Origin of the sequence: Actinoplanes sp. URMC 104, assembly GCF_051386375.1 — a bacterium.
Lineage (GTDB): Bacteria > Actinomycetota > Actinomycetes > Mycobacteriales > Micromonosporaceae > Actinoplanes.
In genome coordinates, this window is sequence record NZ_JBPQTO010000011.1 from 2,621,671 (window position 1) to 2,639,802 (window position 18,132).

12 protein-coding genes and 1 pseudogene are annotated in these 18,132 nt (G+C 69.3%); 7 read left to right on the plus strand and 6 right to left on the minus strand.

The annotated features are described in order from the left end of the window. Window positions 1-130 precede the first annotated feature (130 nt). Together ACSNN8_RS38010 and ACSNN8_RS38015 are read left to right on the plus strand one after the other, a co-directional pair. Window positions 131-1,828: a sensor histidine kinase gene (locus tag ACSNN8_RS38010; protein ID WP_436655113.1), complete on the plus strand. Its 1,698-nt coding sequence runs from the start codon at window positions 131-133 to the stop codon at window positions 1,826-1,828. Continuing rightward, entirely contained in the window at window positions 1,819-2,463 is a 645-nt protein-coding gene (locus ACSNN8_RS38015) for a response regulator transcription factor (protein ID WP_436655115.1), read from the plus strand. The genes ACSNN8_RS38010 and ACSNN8_RS38015 overlap by 10 nt, the downstream gene beginning before the upstream one ends. A gap of 254 nt (window positions 2,464-2,717) precedes the next feature. Here ACSNN8_RS38015 and ACSNN8_RS38020 read toward each other — a convergent pair. Continuing rightward, window positions 2,718-2,864: pseudogene (locus ACSNN8_RS38020) on the minus strand (winged helix-turn-helix transcriptional regulator); the annotation flags it as partial. Between the two features lie 664 nt (window positions 2,865-3,528). Continuing rightward, window positions 3,529-3,675: a hypothetical protein gene (locus ACSNN8_RS38025; protein ID WP_436655117.1), complete on the minus strand. Its 147-nt coding sequence runs from the start codon at window positions 3,673-3,675 to the stop codon at window positions 3,529-3,531. A 993-nt stretch (window positions 3,676-4,668) separates the two neighbouring features. On the opposite strand from ACSNN8_RS38025, the gene ACSNN8_RS38030 reads away from it, so the two are divergent. Further along, the gene (locus tag ACSNN8_RS38030) at window positions 4,669-6,426 is read left to right on the plus strand and encodes a phospholipase A2 (RefSeq protein WP_436655119.1); all 1,758 of its coding nucleotides are present in this window, start codon (window positions 4,669-4,671) and stop codon (window positions 6,424-6,426) included. Between the two features lie 1,757 nt (window positions 6,427-8,183). On the opposite strand, the gene ACSNN8_RS38035 is transcribed toward ACSNN8_RS38030, so the two are convergent. Continuing rightward, on the minus strand, window positions 8,184-8,381 hold the full coding sequence (locus ACSNN8_RS38035; RefSeq protein ID WP_436655121.1) for a hypothetical protein: 198 nt from the start codon (window positions 8,379-8,381) through the stop codon (window positions 8,184-8,186). A gap of 101 nt (window positions 8,382-8,482) precedes the next feature. Between ACSNN8_RS38035 and ACSNN8_RS38040 the strand changes: the two genes are divergently transcribed. Beyond that, window positions 8,483-9,742 (plus strand): helix-turn-helix domain-containing protein, encoded by a 1,260-nt coding sequence (locus ACSNN8_RS38040; protein ID WP_436655123.1) that lies wholly within the window; start codon window positions 8,483-8,485, stop codon window positions 9,740-9,742. Between the two features lie 8 nt (window positions 9,743-9,750). Here ACSNN8_RS38040 and ACSNN8_RS38045 read toward each other — a convergent pair whose 3' ends face one another. After that, entirely contained in the window at window positions 9,751-10,101 is a 351-nt protein-coding gene (locus ACSNN8_RS38045; protein ID WP_436655125.1) for a hypothetical protein, read from the minus strand. A gap of 150 nt (window positions 10,102-10,251) precedes the next feature. Here ACSNN8_RS38045 and ACSNN8_RS38050 point away from each other — a divergent pair, with 150 nt between their 5' ends. Next, complete coding sequence (locus tag ACSNN8_RS38050) at window positions 10,252-12,516, plus strand: putative bifunctional diguanylate cyclase/phosphodiesterase (protein ID WP_436655127.1); 2,265 nt, start codon at window positions 10,252-10,254, stop codon at window positions 12,514-12,516. Window positions 12,517-12,757: 241 nt separating this feature from the next. Then, complete coding sequence (locus ACSNN8_RS38055; RefSeq protein ID WP_436655129.1) at window positions 12,758-14,494, plus strand: hypothetical protein; 1,737 nt, start codon at window positions 12,758-12,760, stop codon at window positions 14,492-14,494. Between the two features lie 18 nt (window positions 14,495-14,512). Here the strand turns inward: ACSNN8_RS38055 and ACSNN8_RS38060 are convergent, their stop codons facing one another. Further along, complete coding sequence (locus tag ACSNN8_RS38060) at window positions 14,513-15,016, minus strand: MarR family winged helix-turn-helix transcriptional regulator (protein ID WP_436655131.1); 504 nt, start codon at window positions 15,014-15,016, stop codon at window positions 14,513-14,515. Between the two features lie 28 nt (window positions 15,017-15,044). Here ACSNN8_RS38060 and ACSNN8_RS38065 point away from each other — a divergent pair, with 28 nt between their 5' ends. Further along, complete coding sequence (locus ACSNN8_RS38065; protein ID WP_436655133.1) at window positions 15,045-16,244, plus strand: epoxide hydrolase family protein; 1,200 nt, start codon at window positions 15,045-15,047, stop codon at window positions 16,242-16,244. A gap of 59 nt (window positions 16,245-16,303) precedes the next feature. Here the strand turns inward: ACSNN8_RS38065 and ACSNN8_RS38070 are convergent, their stop codons facing one another. Then, window positions 16,304-18,121, minus strand: a complete 1,818-nt coding sequence (locus tag ACSNN8_RS38070; RefSeq protein WP_436655135.1) for a CocE/NonD family hydrolase — start codon at window positions 18,119-18,121, stop codon at window positions 16,304-16,306. Between the last annotated feature and the right edge of the window lie 11 nt (window positions 18,122-18,132).

Here is an 18,132-nt window from a genome sequence, read left to right on the forward strand (position 1 = left end):
GATTGCCTCTGGTGAGCGGAGGGACAGTGCTGCGAATATGAGATCCATGACGACCGCTACGCCCGGAACCGGCTGGCGTTCCCCGCGAATACGGGATAACAATCCGGCACGCGTTGTAACTGTCGCGTCCTTGCTGGCCGCACTGTCGGCCGTGCTGTCCTGGGGTCCGACTTGGACCGACGACTTCGCGCTGGGCACGATCTACGTCTTCGTCGTCAGTTCCTTCATGGCCAGTGGGGTCTTCCTCCTCTACGACCGCAGCACTGGCCGCACCGGCTGGGCCATGATCGTCGCCGCCCTCTGCTACGAGGCTTCCTGGTGGTGGACCTGGCCGCCCGAGTGGGACATCGGGCCGGCGCCTCTGGTGTCGTTCCTCTTCGGGTACTGGTGGTTCGCGATCGGCGGCCTGGCCCTGCTGCGCTACCCGGAGCCGGTGCTGGGTAAGCGGTACGAGCGTTGGTATTTCATCGGCTTCGCGATCTGGATCGTCGGAGTGAAGCTTTTCATCGCGGCGGTGTCCCGGCCGGACTGGGCCGGGTGGAGCCCGGGCGCGTGGTGGCTGACGATCAGCCCGAACATGAGCCTGTTCCGCATCTGGTCGGACATCTTCAAAATCGGCATCATCGTGCTGGCTCTGGTGCTCAGCATGTTGCTGGGGTTGAAGATTCGTCGCAGCCGTGGTCTCGAGCGGGCCGACACCCTGCCTGCGTCCGCGGCGGGGATCGCTATCGGCTTCATCGGAAGCATCTACGTGACGGCTCAGTTGATCAAGCTCGACAACAGCATTACCGGCGGCCTACGCACCCTCACCGCGTTGGCCGCGCTGGTCGCACCGGTGGCCTTCCTGATCAGCCTCACGCAGCGCCGGCTCGCCCGCTCATCGGTGGCCGACCTGGTCGTACGGATGGCCGGCTGCGAATCGTTGCGGGACGTGCAGGCGGCCCTGCGCGAAGAACTCGGGGATCACGGCCTGGTGCTGGCCCTGCCCGCCGGCCCCGGACCCCAGTTCGTGACGTACGAGGGCCATCCGCTCAACGCCGACGAGCAGTCCCGGTGGCGGGTTCCCATGCCGGGTGGCGACGGACGCTCCTTGGCGGTACTGCTCGTCGATCCGCTGTTGCGCCGCCGGTCCGACCTGGTGCACAGCGCGGCCGTGGCCGGCGGGCTGGTGCTCGAGAACGGTCTGCTGCGTGACGACCTGGCCGCCCAGCTGGCCCAGGTCCAGGCGTCGCGGCGCCGCATCGCCGAGGCCGGCTTGGCCGAGCGCCGTCGCATCGAACGTAATCTGCACGACGGCGCCCAGCAGCTTCTGCTTCGCGTCATGAGCAGTCTGAGCCTGGCCATGCACCGGGCCCGGCGCGGCGGTGACCCCAGCGAAGCCATCGAGACCGCGGGCAACGACCTCGACGAGGCTCTGGCCGAACTACGCAACCTGGCCCGCGGCATCCACCCACCGGTGCTGCGCGAATTCGGTCTCGAACCGGCGCTGACCGGCATCGTGGACCGCCTGAGCATCCCGGCTCGTCTTGATATCACGCCGCTCCGCTTGCCCGAGGCGATAGAGTCGACGCTCTATTTCGTCATCTGCGAGGCGCTGACCAACGTGGTCCGACACGCCGGGGCCAGCCGCGCCGAGGTCGAGGTACGCGTCGAGGACGACACGGCCGTCGCCACGATCACCGACGACGGCCACGGAGGAGCCTCGTTCGACCACGGCACAGGCCTAGCCGGTCTGCGCGACCGGGTCGAGACGCTGCGCGGGAACCTCACTCTCGCCAGCGATCCGGGCCATGGCACCACGCTCGCGGTGCGTGTGCCATGCGCGTAGCCCTCACCGACGACGCGACGCTGTTCCGGGAAGCCCTAGCCGCGCTGCTCCGTGAAGTCGGCATCGAAGTCACTCTGCAGGCCAGCAACGTGCAGGAACTGCTGGCCGGGATGGCGCACGATCCGCCCGATGTCGTCATCCTGGACATCCGGCTCACCTCGGAGCCGGGCACGGAGGGCCTGCACGCAGCGGCGAGCGTGCGGCAATTGCATCCCAATGTCGGCATCCTCCTGCTATCCGCCTATGCCGAGACCGAGTACGCCCTCCGCCTGCTCGAGATCGACGAAGCCGGCATCGGCTACCTCGTCAAGGACCGCGTCCGCAACGTCGAGGTTCTGCAGGACGCGCTCGAACGGGTCGCGGCCCGGCAGACCGCGATCGACCCGGAGCTTGTCCGCGCCCTGATGGACCGGCCCAGCCGGCAGACGCCGCTCGACGCGCTGTCCGCCCAGGAACGCAACGTCCTGCGCCTTATGGCCGAGGGGCGCTCGAACGCCGGCGTGGCCGAGGCCCTGTTCCTGAGCCTGAAGACGATCGAGAAGTACAACTTCGCCATCTTCCGCAAGCTGGGCCTGGAGCAACAGGAGCAGGACAACCGCCGGGTGATGGCCGTGCTGCGCTGGTTGCGGGGCTGACCGGGCGCATCCCGCCGACATCCGCTCCGGCCACCAGGCCTTCCGCCGGCCGGCCCTCGGCTCAGGCGGGCTGACAGTCGACTCCTTAGCTGCTCGCCGGCGCCCGTTGACCGGCAAGCCCGGCCGCCCACTGAGCCAGCCGGGCCACCGGACCCAGCAGTTCCTCGCTGGCCCGGGTCAGGGAGTATTCGACCGAGGGTAACGGGCACCGTCGGGTGGACGGTCCGCAGCACCAGGCCGTCGGCTTCTAACGCCCGCAGAGTTCGAGTAAGCATGCGCTGGATGACCCCCTCGATCCGATGGTGCAACTCATTGAACCGGTGCGGCCGCTGCCCGAGCAGCGTCAGGGTCAACAGGGCCCACTTGTCGCCGAGCCGCTGGAAATCCCGGTCACCGCGCACCCCTCGTAGTCAGCGAGCGGGATCCGGCCGTCCTGTGCCAGCGTGGCCTGCAAAGGAACTTCAGTGCGCCCACCGGACATGAAAGTTTCTTTTTCCGTACAAGCCGGACAATGACGACAGGGGTGCCTGTGCACAACTCACCAGAGCCCGGACGAGCGCGGTGGCCACCTGCACGCCCTTCCCACTTAGCCTGTCGACGCGGCAGTGGCTCCTGTAGATCGTAAGGCTAAGGGGCTCCCTGCACGTAGACGTCGGCTACCTGCTCAGCGCCGCAGCCGTCCGGGGCAAGCCCCTCTGCAACGCCTTCGGCGACTCCGTCATCGTCATGATTCTGAGCCGGCTAAGGCGTTTCCCGACTGCACGCAGCGACGACAAAGATGCGGTATTGGTGATGGCTGACCGATATGATCAATATGGTTCGACTTTCGCCTTCGTGGAATACCTTGAAAGGCGGACATGTGTTGGCGGACGGACCACCTCCACCGAGCAACTCGTACCGTTCGGGTGCGCCGGCTGGCAACGCCGGTCCGCCCACCTGCGGATTGATCCGATCGGCCGAAGTTCAGCTCTACGAGAACAACCTTAAAATAAACCATCGAGGGTGCAAAAGAAAAAGGCACTTCACCGTATTTCGCCGTCCTCTCGGCCACAGCTGAGCGGCGGGTCAGGCCTGGACCGCCGAGACGATCGCGGCTGGAAAAGAGGGGACCAGGCCGACGAGCCAGATCGTGCGCTGCCTGGTCGTCGAGCATGATCCCAGCATCTTCACGGCGAGCCCGGCAAAGACGAGGGCGAGCACACCCCAGCCCATGTCTCTCTTCAGTGAGGCAGCTTCCGGCCTGGTCAGACCTCGGACTGGCCGCTGCCGGAGCCCGAATGGCTGGGACTGGCATCCAGAGGATGGACACCGCGAGGACTGCGCAGAGCACTGCATAACTGGCGACGTATCATTCGGGGTAGGCCCTTCGGCTCTGGTCCGCGATTCATAAATACTTGAATATTTGCCAGCAGGCCAGCGGCACGACAACCGGCAGGACGCCGGCGACCGCCATCGCCCGCTTGTTGCACCCGATCAGCGAGCAGGCGGTGGTAGGCGTCGCGTCGCGTATTGCTTGCGCGTTCGAGCCCGGCGCCGAAGTACAGGAAGCCGGCCAGCGCCGGGGCGCCGAACGTAATCCCGAACAGCGAGAGGGTCGCCCAGTTGCCACCCCAGGCCTTGTGCATCTTTGACATCGACCGACGAGCATGCGAGACCAGGTCGCCGCATCGCATGGTCGTGCTCGCCAGGTGCGCCGATCTGCGGCAGAGCGCCCATCCGGTTCAGGTCTGTGCTGCGGTCGGCGAGCAGGAAAGCGCTACTGACGGCGAATGAGACGATGACAAAGAAGTAGATCATCCCCGGCGCGAACTAATCCTCCGCTCTTTATCCGCGGCAACGCCTGCCGCCAATCCAGCAATCAGGAATACGACAACGGGTGGCCTAATGGGCGGCTTGCAATCTACTCGCAGTGAGCACTCCGTAGCACTCCGAGCGGTAGCCCGGCATGCCATCCTGGCGGCGCCGACGTGGATTCTGGGGGTTTTCCCTGCTGTTGCTGGTTGACGGTGCCCTCTATGTTGAACCAGCAACTTATTTTCAAGGTCACTAGCGAATTGATCTTAGCGGCCGCCTCCACGCTTGGACGGTCACCCGCCGGTAATGGATCAAAGGTCATTCGCAATAGCTGACCGCACTGTCGTCACCGCCGTTCGCCCTCGGACCTATCCTGGAGATCCTCAAGTGGACCATAGAAATCAGTTGACGATGCGTTTCCTTCGCCGCCGACACCCTGAGCATCGCGCTAGGAGGCGCCCGCGCACGATATTCGCGGCGGGGGTCATCGCCGCGGCCGTGCTCGGCGCAACCGCTCCCCTGCTGTTGCACGACGCGGATGCCGCAACCGGCCGGGCATTCACAGGAATCGGGGTGCGGTCCGGCGGGGACGGCTACGTCCTGTCCTCCGCGCGTGGCGAGATGTACGCCTTCGGCGGCGCCGCTGCGATCCGTAACCCGGTCAACTTCACCGGCGACATCGTGGACGTGGCGCTGACCGCGGACGGGCGTGGAGCGCTCGCGGTCAGCTCGGCCGGGCAGTTCTACGCGTCCGGGACCGCTCGTCCTCAGCCGAACCCGACCAGGTTCACCGGCCGAATCGTCGGGGTTGCCCTGACCGCTGACGGCCAGGGCGCGATGGCGGTCAGTTCCGTCGGGCAGTTCTACGCGTACGGCACCGCCAAGGCACAGACCAACCCGACCGGCTTCACCGGCAACATCGTCGATGTGGCCCTGACCGCTGACGGCCAGGGCGCGATGGCGGTCAGTTCCGTCGGGCAGTTCTACGCGTACGGCACCGCCAAGGCACAGACCAACCCGACCGGCTTCACCGGCAACATCGTCGGCGTTGATCTAACTGCTGATGGCCAGGGCGCGATGGCGATGAGTTCAGCCGGACAGTTCTACGCCTACGGCACAGCCGCGGCACAGCCGAACCCGACCAACTTCTCCGGCAAGATGGCGGCACTGGACCTGACCGGTGACGGCCGCGGCGTTGTCGCCATGTCCAGCACTGGACAGGTTTACGCCTACGGCACCGCCCGTCACTACGGCAACGGCGACTCCGGCTGCACAACCTATTCGGGAACGCCGGTATGCAACGACATCCGGGCGCGCTACGTGGCGCTCGGCGGGTCCGGGGGACCGCTCGGCGCGCCGACCAGTGGCGAGTTCGGCGTCGTCGGCGGCGGCCTCGGCCAGCACTTCACCACCGGCTCGATCTATTGGTCGGCGTCGACCGGAGCGTGGGACGTCCGTGGCGTGATCCGCGATAAGTACTTCTCGATGGCAGCCGAACGAGGTGTACTCGGCATGCCCACGAGCGGCGAGTCGTTCCGCAATGGCCAGTTCGGCAGCCACTTTGTGAACGGGTCGATCTACTTCTCCGGCGACACCGGGGTCCATGAGGTGCACGGCTTGATCGGCGGGGTGTACGCCCGGAACAACTGGGCTGCCGGCTCGCTCGGTATGCCGCTGACTGACGAGCGGGACGCGAAGGGCGACTGGATCAACGGCCGGATTTCCTTCTTCTACGGCGGGTACATCGTCTGGGATCTGCGGACCGCCCGGATCGGCACGACCTCAACGGACGACCGGCGTAACGAAGCCCTGAGCGCGCAAGCGTTGCCGCTGGACGACTTCATGGCCGTGCAGAGCCACATCAACTCGAAGGCGGACGGACTGGACTGGAGCACGGACGGCTGCTCCAGCCCGGCTCTCGACTCGGTCGACAAGATCTTCGTGAAGGCCTGCGTCCGGCATGACTTCGGCAACCGCAACTTCGGCCCTAGGCACGGCAACCTGGATCCGTCGGCGACGAGCCTCGACCGGGTGAACCAGACGTTCCTGGCCGACATGCTGGCGATCTGCGCCCAGCGTGGAAACTCGGCCTCGTGCCGGGCCGCGGCCAATGGCTACTACCAGGCGGTCTACCTGAACGCGACCGCCGGCAAGCATTGGTGGCGCTGAGATGACCGATTAGCAGGTGATCAAGGACAGGGACGGTGAGCAGGAGCGCGACGTTCCGATTCGCCGCCAGCGTCAGAATCGGACCAGCTGCAACAGGCGTTGCGGCTGGCCCGAGCGGTCCTGGACCCCCGCAGTGGGCTCAGCCAGGGTTTTGAATTCGACGATTCGCCGTCAAATGAGAGCACCACAACGGCACGGTCCTAGCCTCGGCCCTTCAGCAAGGGCGGTTGGTGGAGATGGCCGGGAACGCGAAAGTGCCTTCTGATCTGGAACTATGGGACTTGTCTAGGGTCCTGTCCGTCCGTCTCGGAAGGCACTTCCAGGGTGCAGATTACCGGCACGCGTCCGAAGGTTGTCGTCGCGTGCCTTGTTGGGTTGTCGTCGGCGGGTTCGATGTCTTGTCCGGCGGCGGGCAGTGGAACGCTTCACCCGGGCCACGCCACGTGTCTTCGCAGCGCGGTCGGTGCGAAAAGTATGGCCATTCCGATGAACAGCGCCACGCGACCACCGGACGCACGATGCCCGTCTCCAAAGCTTGAAGCGGCCATAAGCCACTCGAACTAGTGCCCTGATCAGGTCCCATGCGGCATTGCCAAGCGCACCGCTCAGAAAAGCGAGCCCGACCCACGCCCCAACAGCCTTAACCGGTCGGCATCTGCGTAGTTTCTTCCCCCGAAGCGGATCTGACGACTTCAGCGTAACCGCGGCCCGCCAAGCTGTAGGCTGGACGAGGGACGACCCCAGCACCGAACGTGGCTCGGGGAGTCAGGAAGCCTCCGGCGCCCGGGGCATTGAGAACTCAAGAAGTGCCATAACTGGCATTCGTTCAGCAGACGAGCAAGCCGACGCAACCGTCCGGCGTCGTTACCCACGCGTTCGCGCACCGCTTGTTTCACACCAAGCCCAAAAACTGCCCGCGAACACGATCTCCGCGCCCATGACCGGCAAGACAGCTCAGCGCCCACGCCGGCCGGTAAACGAAGCACGCAGACATCTCCCTAGCTGGGATTATGCGACATCAAGGCTTGATCGCCCGGGCTGCCTGTACCGGTAGTAGGTCATGACGAAATTCAGAACTGGTTTCGCATCTTGTTGGTTCGGGCCGACCAGGTGATCTGCTTGACCTGTTCGCTCATGACGTCCGTTCGTGACACCGGATGCGACACGAGCGGTTTCGGCGTGTGGACTATGACGCGAGCGGCACGCCCTCAGCCCGTCGCCGCTATGCGGGGGCAGGGGCGACACGTCCCATACGACCTCCCGCGTAAGGGCCGCCCTTCGAAGGCCAGAAACTCGCTCCCGGAGACTTTCGCGTCGCGTGTATTCGCTGGTCGTAACACCTACAGAGACCACGCTGACGGCAGGCCGCCGCCGTGCCGGGCTTACTGCCCGAAATGACGGGTTCTTGTTCCGCCGCGCGACTCTCTCGGGACTCGAGCTCGAAGAGGCCGGCTCGAAGCGGACGCTCAGCGGCGTGGCCGATGAGAAGCCGAACGGCGGCCCGCCTGACTATCCGGGTAAGCCGCCGCCATTCCCGGTGCCAGGTGTCCGCGTCCAAGCCAGGAAGCGCTCGTAGAGCTCGCCGGGTGATGCGTAAGGCATGTCGCCGGCCGCCTCCGTGAGGTAAGCGCTGAGATACATCGCGAGTGCCGTCCGGCCGAGCTCGGCGGCGAGCTCCTCGCGTGCAGGATCGCAAGGCCAAGGCTTGCCGCACGCCAGGCAATCCCAGGACGGCCGCCGTGGGCGGTGCCCGGCGGTCACCGTGCCGTCCATGCCCGCGCCTCCGGCTCCATCGGCCGGGCCGCCCGGATGCCGGCTCTCTCGCTCAGGTCTTCGGCAGCCTGCAGCCGGAGTCGTGCGAAGGCGTTCCGGCGCTCCTCCTCCTGCCACTGACGGGCGGCGGCGAGCGCTCGCCGGTACCGGGCTTGCGGTCCCCAGGGCAGCTTCAGACGCATAGGAGTAGCGTCGCGATCACGCTCTGGCGTGACCAGGAGTGGCGCGTTGCCGCCCAGGCTGGAAGCCTTTGGCATCACTGGCAACACTCCGAGGGGGCGCGGTGGAGACGTTCGGCCAGACCGTCCGCCGTCTCCGCGGCCCGTTGTCGATCCGCGAAGTCGCTCGTCGCGCGCACCTCGACCCCGGCCACCTGTCACGGATCGAGGCCGGGAAACGACCACCGACGCCGCTCATCGCCTCCGCTTTGGACGACGCGCTCGGTACGGGCGGTGTACTGACCGCGATGGTTCCGGCCGGCCGGGCCGAACCCTGGCGCCTCGACGGAGGTCTCTGGCGTCCTGCAGACTCGGAGCGGCTCGCCGCGGAGATCGCCTCGACCGAACCGACCGCGGACAACGCCGTCGAGCTCGCGCATCAGTGGCTCATCACGGAGCCGCCCCAGGTCTACGAACTCCGCGCCGGCCGCCGCATCGGCGCCGCGACGGTCGACGAGGTCGAGCGCCGCGTCCATAAACTCCGGCTTCTGGACGATCACGTCGGCGGAAATGACACGTACGCGATGGTCACGGCCGAGCTCGCCGCGACGGTCGGACTCCTCAACGAGGGCGCGTATTCGGAGGAGCTCGGCCGCCGCCTCCTGGTAGCGGTTGGCGAGCTCTGCCAACTCGCCGGGTGGACGAGCTCCGATGCCGGCCGCCATGCTGAAGCCGAACGTTTGTACCTTCTGGGCATCCGCGCCGCTCACGCGGGCGGCGACATCGCGGGGGCCGCCAACAACCTTTCATCGCTCGCGTACCAGGTCGCCAACGTCGGAGACGCGCGCCGGGCGGAGACCCTCGCTCGCTCCGCCTATGCGGGCGCCCGGCGGGATGCGACCGCAACGGCGCGCGCGTTGCTGGCCGAGCGGGTCGCCTGGGCCGCCGCCCGCTCCGGCGAAGCTCCTGCCGCCGAGCGAGCCCTCGTGACCGTCGAGACTGAGTACGAACACCGGCGACCGGACGATGATCCCGAGTGGACGTACTGGCTTGACGAGGGCGAGATTGAGATCATGGCGGGCCGCGTCTGGACCCAGCTCCGCCGGCCTCTCCGTGCCGTGCCGATCCTCGAGCGCGCGACCGCCGGGTACGGCGCCGACACGGGCCGCGAGACCGCCCTCTATCTCACCTGGCTTGCCGAGTCGCTCCTCCAGGCGAACGAGGTCGAGCGGGCCGCCGACGCCGCTACGCGGGCTCTGAGGCTTTCGCGCAGAGCCGGATCCGCGCGCGCCGACGACCGTGTCTCCGAACTTCGACACCTTCTCGGCCACCATCACGGAACGCCGGCCGTTGATGCCTTCGAGGAAGAGGCGTCGACCGCCTAGGGCCGCCGTCAGCCGACCGGGGCTGCCGCGGCCTTGCGGGCGGCCTCGCGACGGCGGCGGATCGGCCAGCCGATGCCTCCCAGCAGCACCAGCGCTCCGCCCAGGGAACCCCAGATGTACGGCGCGGCCTTCTGGTTCGACTTGGTCTCGTCGTACGTCAGGTCGGAGGAGCCGGTCGTGTCGGTGACCTTCCGGCAGATGTCGCCCTGTTCCATCGTGGCTCCGCCGCAGGTGGGTGCGCCGTCCCAGTCGTAGGCGAGAACACCGCCGAGGATGGCCAAGCCGATCAGGATCGCCACGATCGGGCGGCGGAACGGCAGTACCAGAAGGTGGATGAGCAGACCCACGATGTTCCTCACATGACTCGGTGCGCCGCCCCGTTGATCGGGGTCCCCGAAGCGCCGCCGGAAGCTATCAAATTGCACGCCCGGCTGCTGCCCCGGAAGTGAGCGCGGGCGACCGGTGGGGCCGCGCTAACGATCGCGGCCGGGACGCCGAAGAGGTCAGTGATGCTGACGTGGATCCGGACCGGTCCGGCGGCCGCGGCGGGCGTGCTCGCCTGCGCGGTCCTGCTCGTCGTGCAACAGGCCTGGTTCTTCGGGGAATGGGGCGGCGCCGGGGTCGGCACGCTGATCACGGACGCCACCTACGTCCCGCTGGCTGTCGCCTTCACGGTGCTGGCCGCCCGCGTGGCCTTCTCGAGACGGCAGGAGCCCCGCACCCGGCGCGCCTGGCGGGTGATCACCATCGCGTTCGCCTGTCAGCTGGTCGCCCACTGCTCCTGGTTCGTCCAGGCCCACATCCGGCACACCACCGGCTATCCCTCCACCGCCGACTACTGCTTCCTGCTCTTCTCGCCGTTCATGTTCGCGGGGCTGCTGATGCTGCCGGGCCAGCATCGCCGGCGCCGGGACCGGCAGAAGCTGGCACTCGACGCGCTGATCGTCGGCGCCGGTGGGTTCATCGCGATCTGGTACCTGCTACTCGGCCCGATCCTGCACGCGCCGGGGCTGACCGGGTGGGAACGCGCCTTCACGGCCGCGCTGCCGGTCGGCGACCTGCTGCTCGTGCTGGCCATGTCGACCGCCTTGCTGCGGCGTCACCAGCCGGAGGTGCCGGCCCCGGTGCGGCTGCTCGCCGGGTCGATCGCGCTGACCGTGACCGCCGACGTCTCGTACAGCTGGATCCAGCTGCACGGCGGGTTCACCGGCGGTTCCTGGCCGGACCTGTTGTGGCTGGCCGGCTGTTTCCTGCTGGTGCTGGCCGCCGATCAGCAGTACCGGCGGCCGAGGCACCCCGCGCCGAGACGCCGGGATCGCAACGCGGTCTTCCTTCTGCCGTACGCGGCGAGCGTGGCAGCCTACCTCCTGCTCGCCGAGCAGTCCTCGCACCTGCCGCTCGACCCGTACGGCGGCATGATCCTGGGTTCCGCCGTGCTCACCCTGCTCGTGATGGCCCGGCAGATGCACGCGCTGCGGGACAACCGGGAGATGGCGATCACCGACGGGCTGACCGGCCTCGCGAACCGAACCCTGGTCACCGAACGCCTGGAACACCTCGCGCGCCAGCCGATCCGCCCCGGCCGGCACACCGCGATCATGCTCATCGACCTCGACCGGTTCAAGCCGATCAACGACACGTTCGGTCACGAGGCGGGCGACGCCGTGCTGGTCGCCGCCGCCGACGCCCTGCGCGCCGTGATCCGGGACGGCGACCTGGCCGGCCGTCTCGGTGGCGACGAGTTCGCCGTCCTCATGCAGCTGCCGTCCCGGGAGGTGGCGGGCGTGGCAGCCGCCCGCCTGCTGGAGGCGCTGCGCACGCCGGTGGTCTACCGCGAACACGTGCTCATGGTCGAGGCGAGCATCGGCGTGGTCGTCCGGGACGATCCGGACACCTCCGGCGAGACCCTGTTGCAGCAGGCCGACACCGCCCTGTACGCGGCGAAGCGTGCCGGCCGTGGCCGCTTCGAGTACTACTCCGACGTGATGGACACCAAGGCGCGCGAGGCCGAGCTGCGCCGCGCCGTCGCCGGCGACGAGCTGGTCGTGTACTTCCAGCCCGCCGTCGCGCTGGCCACCGGTGAACTGCGCGGGGTCGAGGCCCTGGTCCGCTGGAACCATCCGGTTCGTGGCCTGCTGGGCCCGGGCGAGTTCATCGATCTGGCCGAGGAGACCGGCGTGGTGCCGTTGGGCACCTGGGTGTTGCGCGCGGCCTGCCGGGAGGTGTCCGGCTGGCGCGCCGGCAGCCCCGGCGCCGAAGCGCTGCGGCTGTCGGTGAACCTGTCACCGAAGCAGGTGGTCCAGGCGGACCTGGTGCAGACCGTCGAGGCCATCCTGGCCGAGACCGGCTTCCCGCCCGACCGGCTCACCCTGGAGATCACCGAGAGCGTCATCCTGCAGCCGGACCCCCTCACCATCGGCCGCCTGGAGGCTCCGCGCGATCTCGGGATCCAGCTCGCGGTCGACGACTTCGGGACGGGCTATTCGGCCCTGAGCTACCTGCGTCGCCTGCCGGTCACCACGCTGAAGATCGACCGCTCGTTCGTGACCGGCATCGCCGACGACGCCGAGGCCCGCTCGGTGTGCGAGGCGGTCGTCCACCTGGGCGGAGCCTTCAGGATGACCGTCGTGGCCGAGGGCATCGAGACGGCCGACCAGGCGGCCGCCCTGATCGACATGGGTTGCGCGGTCGGCCAGGGCTTCCACTTCCACCGCCCGCTCCCCCCGTCCGAGGCCGCGGCCCTGGTCCGCCGCCAGTTCGCGGGCGTCGGCTAGGACCCTGGCGACCCGGCGTCACCGCTTTTGGGACGGCAGCCCGAACGACACCGCCGCACAGCATCGATGTGTGACAATGTGCTGCGCTGAACGCCGTGTCGGGGGCGGCTGCGACGGGTCCGGGGAATCGGGGGCTTGGGTGAGCGGAATCGGGGGGTCGCCGGGAGGCGTCGCCACTGCGGCCGTCCGCGGGGAGCAGGACGCCGGCGGGAGTGGGCAACGGACCGCGGCCTCAGGGGGCGTGCTGAAAAGGCTGTGGTCCCGCCGCGAGTGGATTCTGGTGATCCTCGGCGGGCTGGCGCTCGCCGTGGCGCTGACCTGGCCGACGTTGCGCGACCCGCGGCACACGGTGCCGGGCGACATCGGGGATCCGGCCATGTTCGCCTGGCAGATCGCCTGGGGCGGGCACGCGCTGCTGCACGACCCGGCGCACCTGTGGGACTCGAACACGTTCTACCCCGATCCGTACTCGCTGGCCTTCACCGACACCGTCCTCGGGTACGCGCCGTTCGGCATGATCGGGTCGGGGATGGAAGCTGCCATCCTGCGCTACAACATCCTGTACGTCCTGCTGCACGCACTGGCCTTCGTCGGGGCGTACGCCCTGACCCGTCAGCTGGGCGCGCATCCGCTCGGCGCGACGGTGGCCGGCGCCGCCTGGGCGTACGCGCCGTGGCGGCTCGCGCATGCCGGGCACCTCAACGTCATCTCCACCGGCGGCATCGCGCTGAGCCTCGCCATGATCGCTCGTGGGCACGGCTGGTCGTTGCGCCACGGCCACCGCCCGGAGAGGCACAGTCCAGGGTGGGCGCTGGCCGGCTGGCTGGTCGGCGCCTGGCAGATCACGCTGGGGCTCGCCATCGGGCTCGTCTTCGCGTACGTCATGATCGCCGTCTGCCTGGTGGCCGCGGCATGTTTCGGCTGGGCCTGGTGGCGGCGCGGACGGCCGGCGTACGGCCGGAAGCTGCTCGCGGCCAACGTGATCGGCGGATTGTGCTTCGCCGCCGCCACGACGTACATGGGGCTCGCCTATGCCCGCGTCGTGGAGCTCAACCCGCAGGCCGACCGGGCGCTGAGCTGGACCGAGACGTATTCGCCTGCCTGGCGGGGGCTGCTGATCGCGCCCGAGACGTCGTGGCTGTGGGGTGACCGGCACGCGGGGGCGCGCGCCGAGCTGACGTGGCCGCCGGAGATGGCGCTGCTGCCCGGCATAGCGTTGATCATGCTGGCCACGGCGGGGATGTTCTTCTCGGTCTTCCGCGTGCGCCACCGGATTCTGCTGACCGTCGGCACCCTTGCGGCGGTGCTGCTCGCGCTCGGAGCGACCCTGCCCTGGCACGGCGACCCGGGTTATCTGACGCTCTCCAAGCACCTGCCGGGCTGGGCGGCGCTGCGCACCCCCGGGCGGATGACACTGTGGACCACGTTGCTGATGGCCATCCTGGCGGCCGGCGCGGTCAGCGCCTTCGTCGCCACGGCGCGAACCGTCGCACCCTGGCCCAAGCCAGGCACCGTACGGTGGATGCCGTTGGCCCGGGGGAAGTTCGTCGCGCTGCGGATCGCGCTGCTGATCCCGCTCGCGCTGGTCGTCGTCGAGGGGATCAACCGCACCCCGCATCCCGAGGTGCTGCGCTACCCGGCCGCGATGGGTGCCGCTCAGGAGCCGACCCTGGTGCTGCCCAGCGGCGGCAGCCTCGAGATGTCCATCATGCTGTGGACCACCAACGGGTTCCCGCGCATCCCCAACGGCATCGTCACCTTCGTCCCCGCCGGCCAGGAGCGGATCCGCACGGGCAGCGTGACGTTCCCGGACGCCGCGAGCGTGGCGACGCTGCGCGCGGCCGGCATCCGGTCGGTCGTCGTCCTGCCCGAGTGGCTGAGCGGAACCCCGTGGGAGTCCGTGCCCGGCCGCCCGATCGACGACCTCGGCATCACCCGCGAGGAGATCGACGGCGCCATCCTCTACCGGCTCGGCTGACGCCGGCGCCGGCCTGGGTCACCGGGCCGACTCATTGAGGGCGCCGAAGGTGCCGTCCGGGGGCCGGACCGCTCGGCGGCGGACGCCGGGGGCCAGGTCGAGGGCCTCGAGAGCGGCCAGCAGCGCGGCCATGGTGGCGTCGAACCGAGCGGAGCCGAGCGCCGCGCGGAGCTGGGCGTCGATGTGGCGGCGGGTGGCGCGGGCGGTCTCGACGGCCTGGCGGCCGGTTACGGTCAAGGCCATGGGGCGGCGCCGGCGGTCGCCGGGGCCCTCGACGGGTTCCACGTGGCCGAGGGTCAGCAACTCCCTGAGCGCCTTGGAGACGGCCTGCTGGCTCACGCCGAGCTGGTCGGCGAGCTCGGTGGCGGTGGCGGGACCGGTCAGCAGGCGCTGGATCAGGTAGCCGTGGCCGGGGCGCAGGCCGGTGCCCTCCAGCGAGCGCAGCACCCGGTGGGTGATGGCGTCGCCGAGCAGCGTGAGCGCGGAGGCCATGTCGAGTTCGGGCAGATCGTCTTCCAACACACAACCATGGTTGTGTATCGTGGCGCTCATGGCAAGCGATGTGGAATCTGTGGTGCGGGGGATGGACGCGGTTCCGGAGCCGTTCCGGCCCGTCACCGAGCCGGAGGCCCTCGACGATCTGCGCCGGCGGCTCCGGGGCACGCGCTGGCCCGAGGCCCGGGACGGCCTCGGCTGGTCGCTGGGCGCCGACCCGGCGTACCTGCGCGAGCTCGTGGCCTATTGGGCGGACGGGTTCGACTGGCCGGCCCGGGAGGCGGAGTTCGCGCGTCATCCGCGCTACCGGCTGCGGCTCGGGGGGCCGGACGGGGTGGACGTCACCTTCGTCCACGTCAGAGGAGTCGCACCCGAGGGGCGTACGGCGTTGCCGCTCGTCCTCACGCACGGCTGGCCCGACTCGTCGTGGCGCTACCTCAAGGTGATCGACCTGCTGACCGATCCGGGGGCGCACGGCGCCGATCCGGCCGACGCGTTCGACGTCGTCGTTCCCGACATGCCCGGCTTCGGTTACTCGGCGATTCCGGCGGGCTCCACGATGGACAGCAAGGCCGTCGCCAGGCTGTGGGCCGAGCTGATGCAGCGGCTCGGATATGCGCGCTACGGCGCGGCCGGAGGCGACATCGGCAGCTCGGTCAGCCGGTTCCTCGCGCTCGACAGCAGCCGCGAGGTCGTCGCGGTCCATCGCATGGACGCCGGGCTGCCGGTCCTCGCCGGGAGCCCGGACGAGCTCTCCGGCGAGGAACGCGACTGGCTGGCGCGGGCCGCCGCGTGGGGCGCGGCCGAGGGCGCCTACGCCGCCATGCACCGCACCAAACCGCTCACCGCCGCGGTGGGCCTAGCGGACTCCCCCGCCGGGCTGGCCGCCTGGGTCGTCGAGAAGCTTCGCGCGTGGAGCGACTGCCACGGGGACCTCGACACGGTCTACACCAGGGACGAGATCCTGACCCTGCTCAGCGTCACGTGGTTCACCGGCAGCATCGGGTCGTCGATGAGCATGTACCGCGCGAACGCGGCCATCCCGGCCGCCGAGCACGCCCGGCGCGTGGAGGTGCCCTCCGGGTTCTCGCTGTTCCCCGGCGACATCCTCACCCCGCCGCGGGCGTGGCTGGAGCGGACGACCCATCTCGTACGCGTCACCGAGCCCGAGAGCGGCGGCCACTTCGCGCCGTTCGAGCGCCCGGAGATCTACGCGCGGGAGCTCCGCGACTTCTTCCGGCCGTTCCGGGCGTGAACACGGCCGACCGGGTGGACCGCCTGGCGAGGCGAGCCGGTCCACCCGGTCGACGGTCGTCAGTGCCGGCCGCGGAGGGCGAGCACGAACGTTCCGGGGCCGACGCCGGTGAGCGTACGGGTGTACTGGCTCAGGTAGGTGTCGAGGAACGGCGACCGGTCGCCCTGGGTCGGCACGTCGTACCGCGGGTTCTGCAGCTCGAGGCTCAGCCGCGCCCGGCTGACCCGGATCGGGTTGCCGCTCGGGGTGTCGCGCCAGCTCCCGCTGCCGATCGTGCCGATCTGGACGCCCAGCTGGTGACCGGCCTCGAGGGTCCAGTCGGTGGACTTCAGGTCGAACGCGACGCGGCCGGCCCGCTCGATCAGCGCCACGTTCTCGTCGAACATCACCGCGGTCCCGTCCGCGGCGACGTCCCACAGGCGCACCATGACGTTGCCGGGCGCGTCGGCGGTCAGGCCGATCCGCGGCGTGGCGGTGATCCGCACCCGCGTCGACGTCGGCTTCGACCAGCTGAAGTAGCTGTGCTCGTCGCCGGCCGCGAGCGCCGGTGCGAGCGCCCGGGCGGCGGGCGGAGCGGGATCCGTCGCGTGCTCCATGTCCCACTGCTGGTCGGCCGGGGCCGCGGGGGCGGCCAGCGTGGAGGGCAGGCCGTCGTCGACGTACCGGCCGTTGGCCAGGCTCGCCACTGTGGACGATGACGGCAGCGGCCAGGTCGGCTGGGCGCGCCAGGCGCCGGTGTTGTCCTCGATGGCGTACGCGGGGTCGTGGACCGGCGGCCGGACGCCCTTCAGGTAGCGGTCGTAGAAGCGCATGACCTCGTCGAAGAACCCGGCGCGGCCCTGCAGCAACTGGCCCTGCTCGTTGGTCTCGTTGCCGCGGACGTGCTCCCACTGCCCCAGCCAGCCCCGCTCGACGCCGCGGTGGTTGTCGAGGTATTCCTCCATGTCCTCGGGCTTGGTGTTGTTCTCGATGAAGCCCTGGGTGACGAACAGCGGGGTGCTGGTGCCCTCGGCCCTCGCCGCCAGGTCACGGGCGCGCCAGTACGCCGAGCCGGCTTCGGGGTTGTTGTTGTTCGTCACGTTGTCGGTGAGACAGGCGGGGTGGCTCTGCTCGTACGCCGCGTTGGCCCGGTAGCGGTCGCTGTCGTCGGGCAGCGCCGCGATCGTGGCGATCCCGTTGTAGGCGTTGGGCGTGCCGGTCACGTTGGGCCGGGGCACCTCGTTGCTGAACAGGTAGTTGTACATGTTCCACACCGGCTCCTGCGCCACGACCGCCTTGAGCGCTCCCAGACGCAGGTTGTTGCCGACCAGGCCGGTCACGGCGTCGTAGGACTTGCCGTACATGCCGACCTTGCCGGTCGACCACGACCGGGTCGCCGCCCACTGGATCGCCGCCTTGACGTCCGCCTGTTCGCCGGGGCCCACCCAGTCCAGGCAGCCGGTGCTCCCGCCGAAGCCGCGCAGGTCGACCATGACGTACGTGTAGCCGCGGTCGAACAGGTCGGTGCCGCTGGTGAAGTCCTCGAACCGGTTGGACGGACCGGTTTGCGTCCACCCCTCCGGCCCGGTCTGGCCCGCGTGGCCGAAGTACGGCCCGACCGCCAGGATCACGGGGGTCCGGGCGTGGGGCGGCAGGTTCGCCGGGCGCAGGACGTCGGCGTGCAGCTCGACGCCGCTGTGGTCCGCCGACGGGAAGTACGCCTCCGTCCAGACCGCGCCCTCCGGCACGCGCGGGTTCTGCTCGTGGGTGACGCCCGCCTGGGCCGGCGCCGGCGCGGGTGCTCGTGACGGAGCCGCGGCGGCGGGCGTGGCGGTCAGCGCGAAAGCCGCGGCCGCGATCAGCGCGCCGGCGGTCGTCGTCCGTGTGCGTACGGTCATCTGATCTCCCT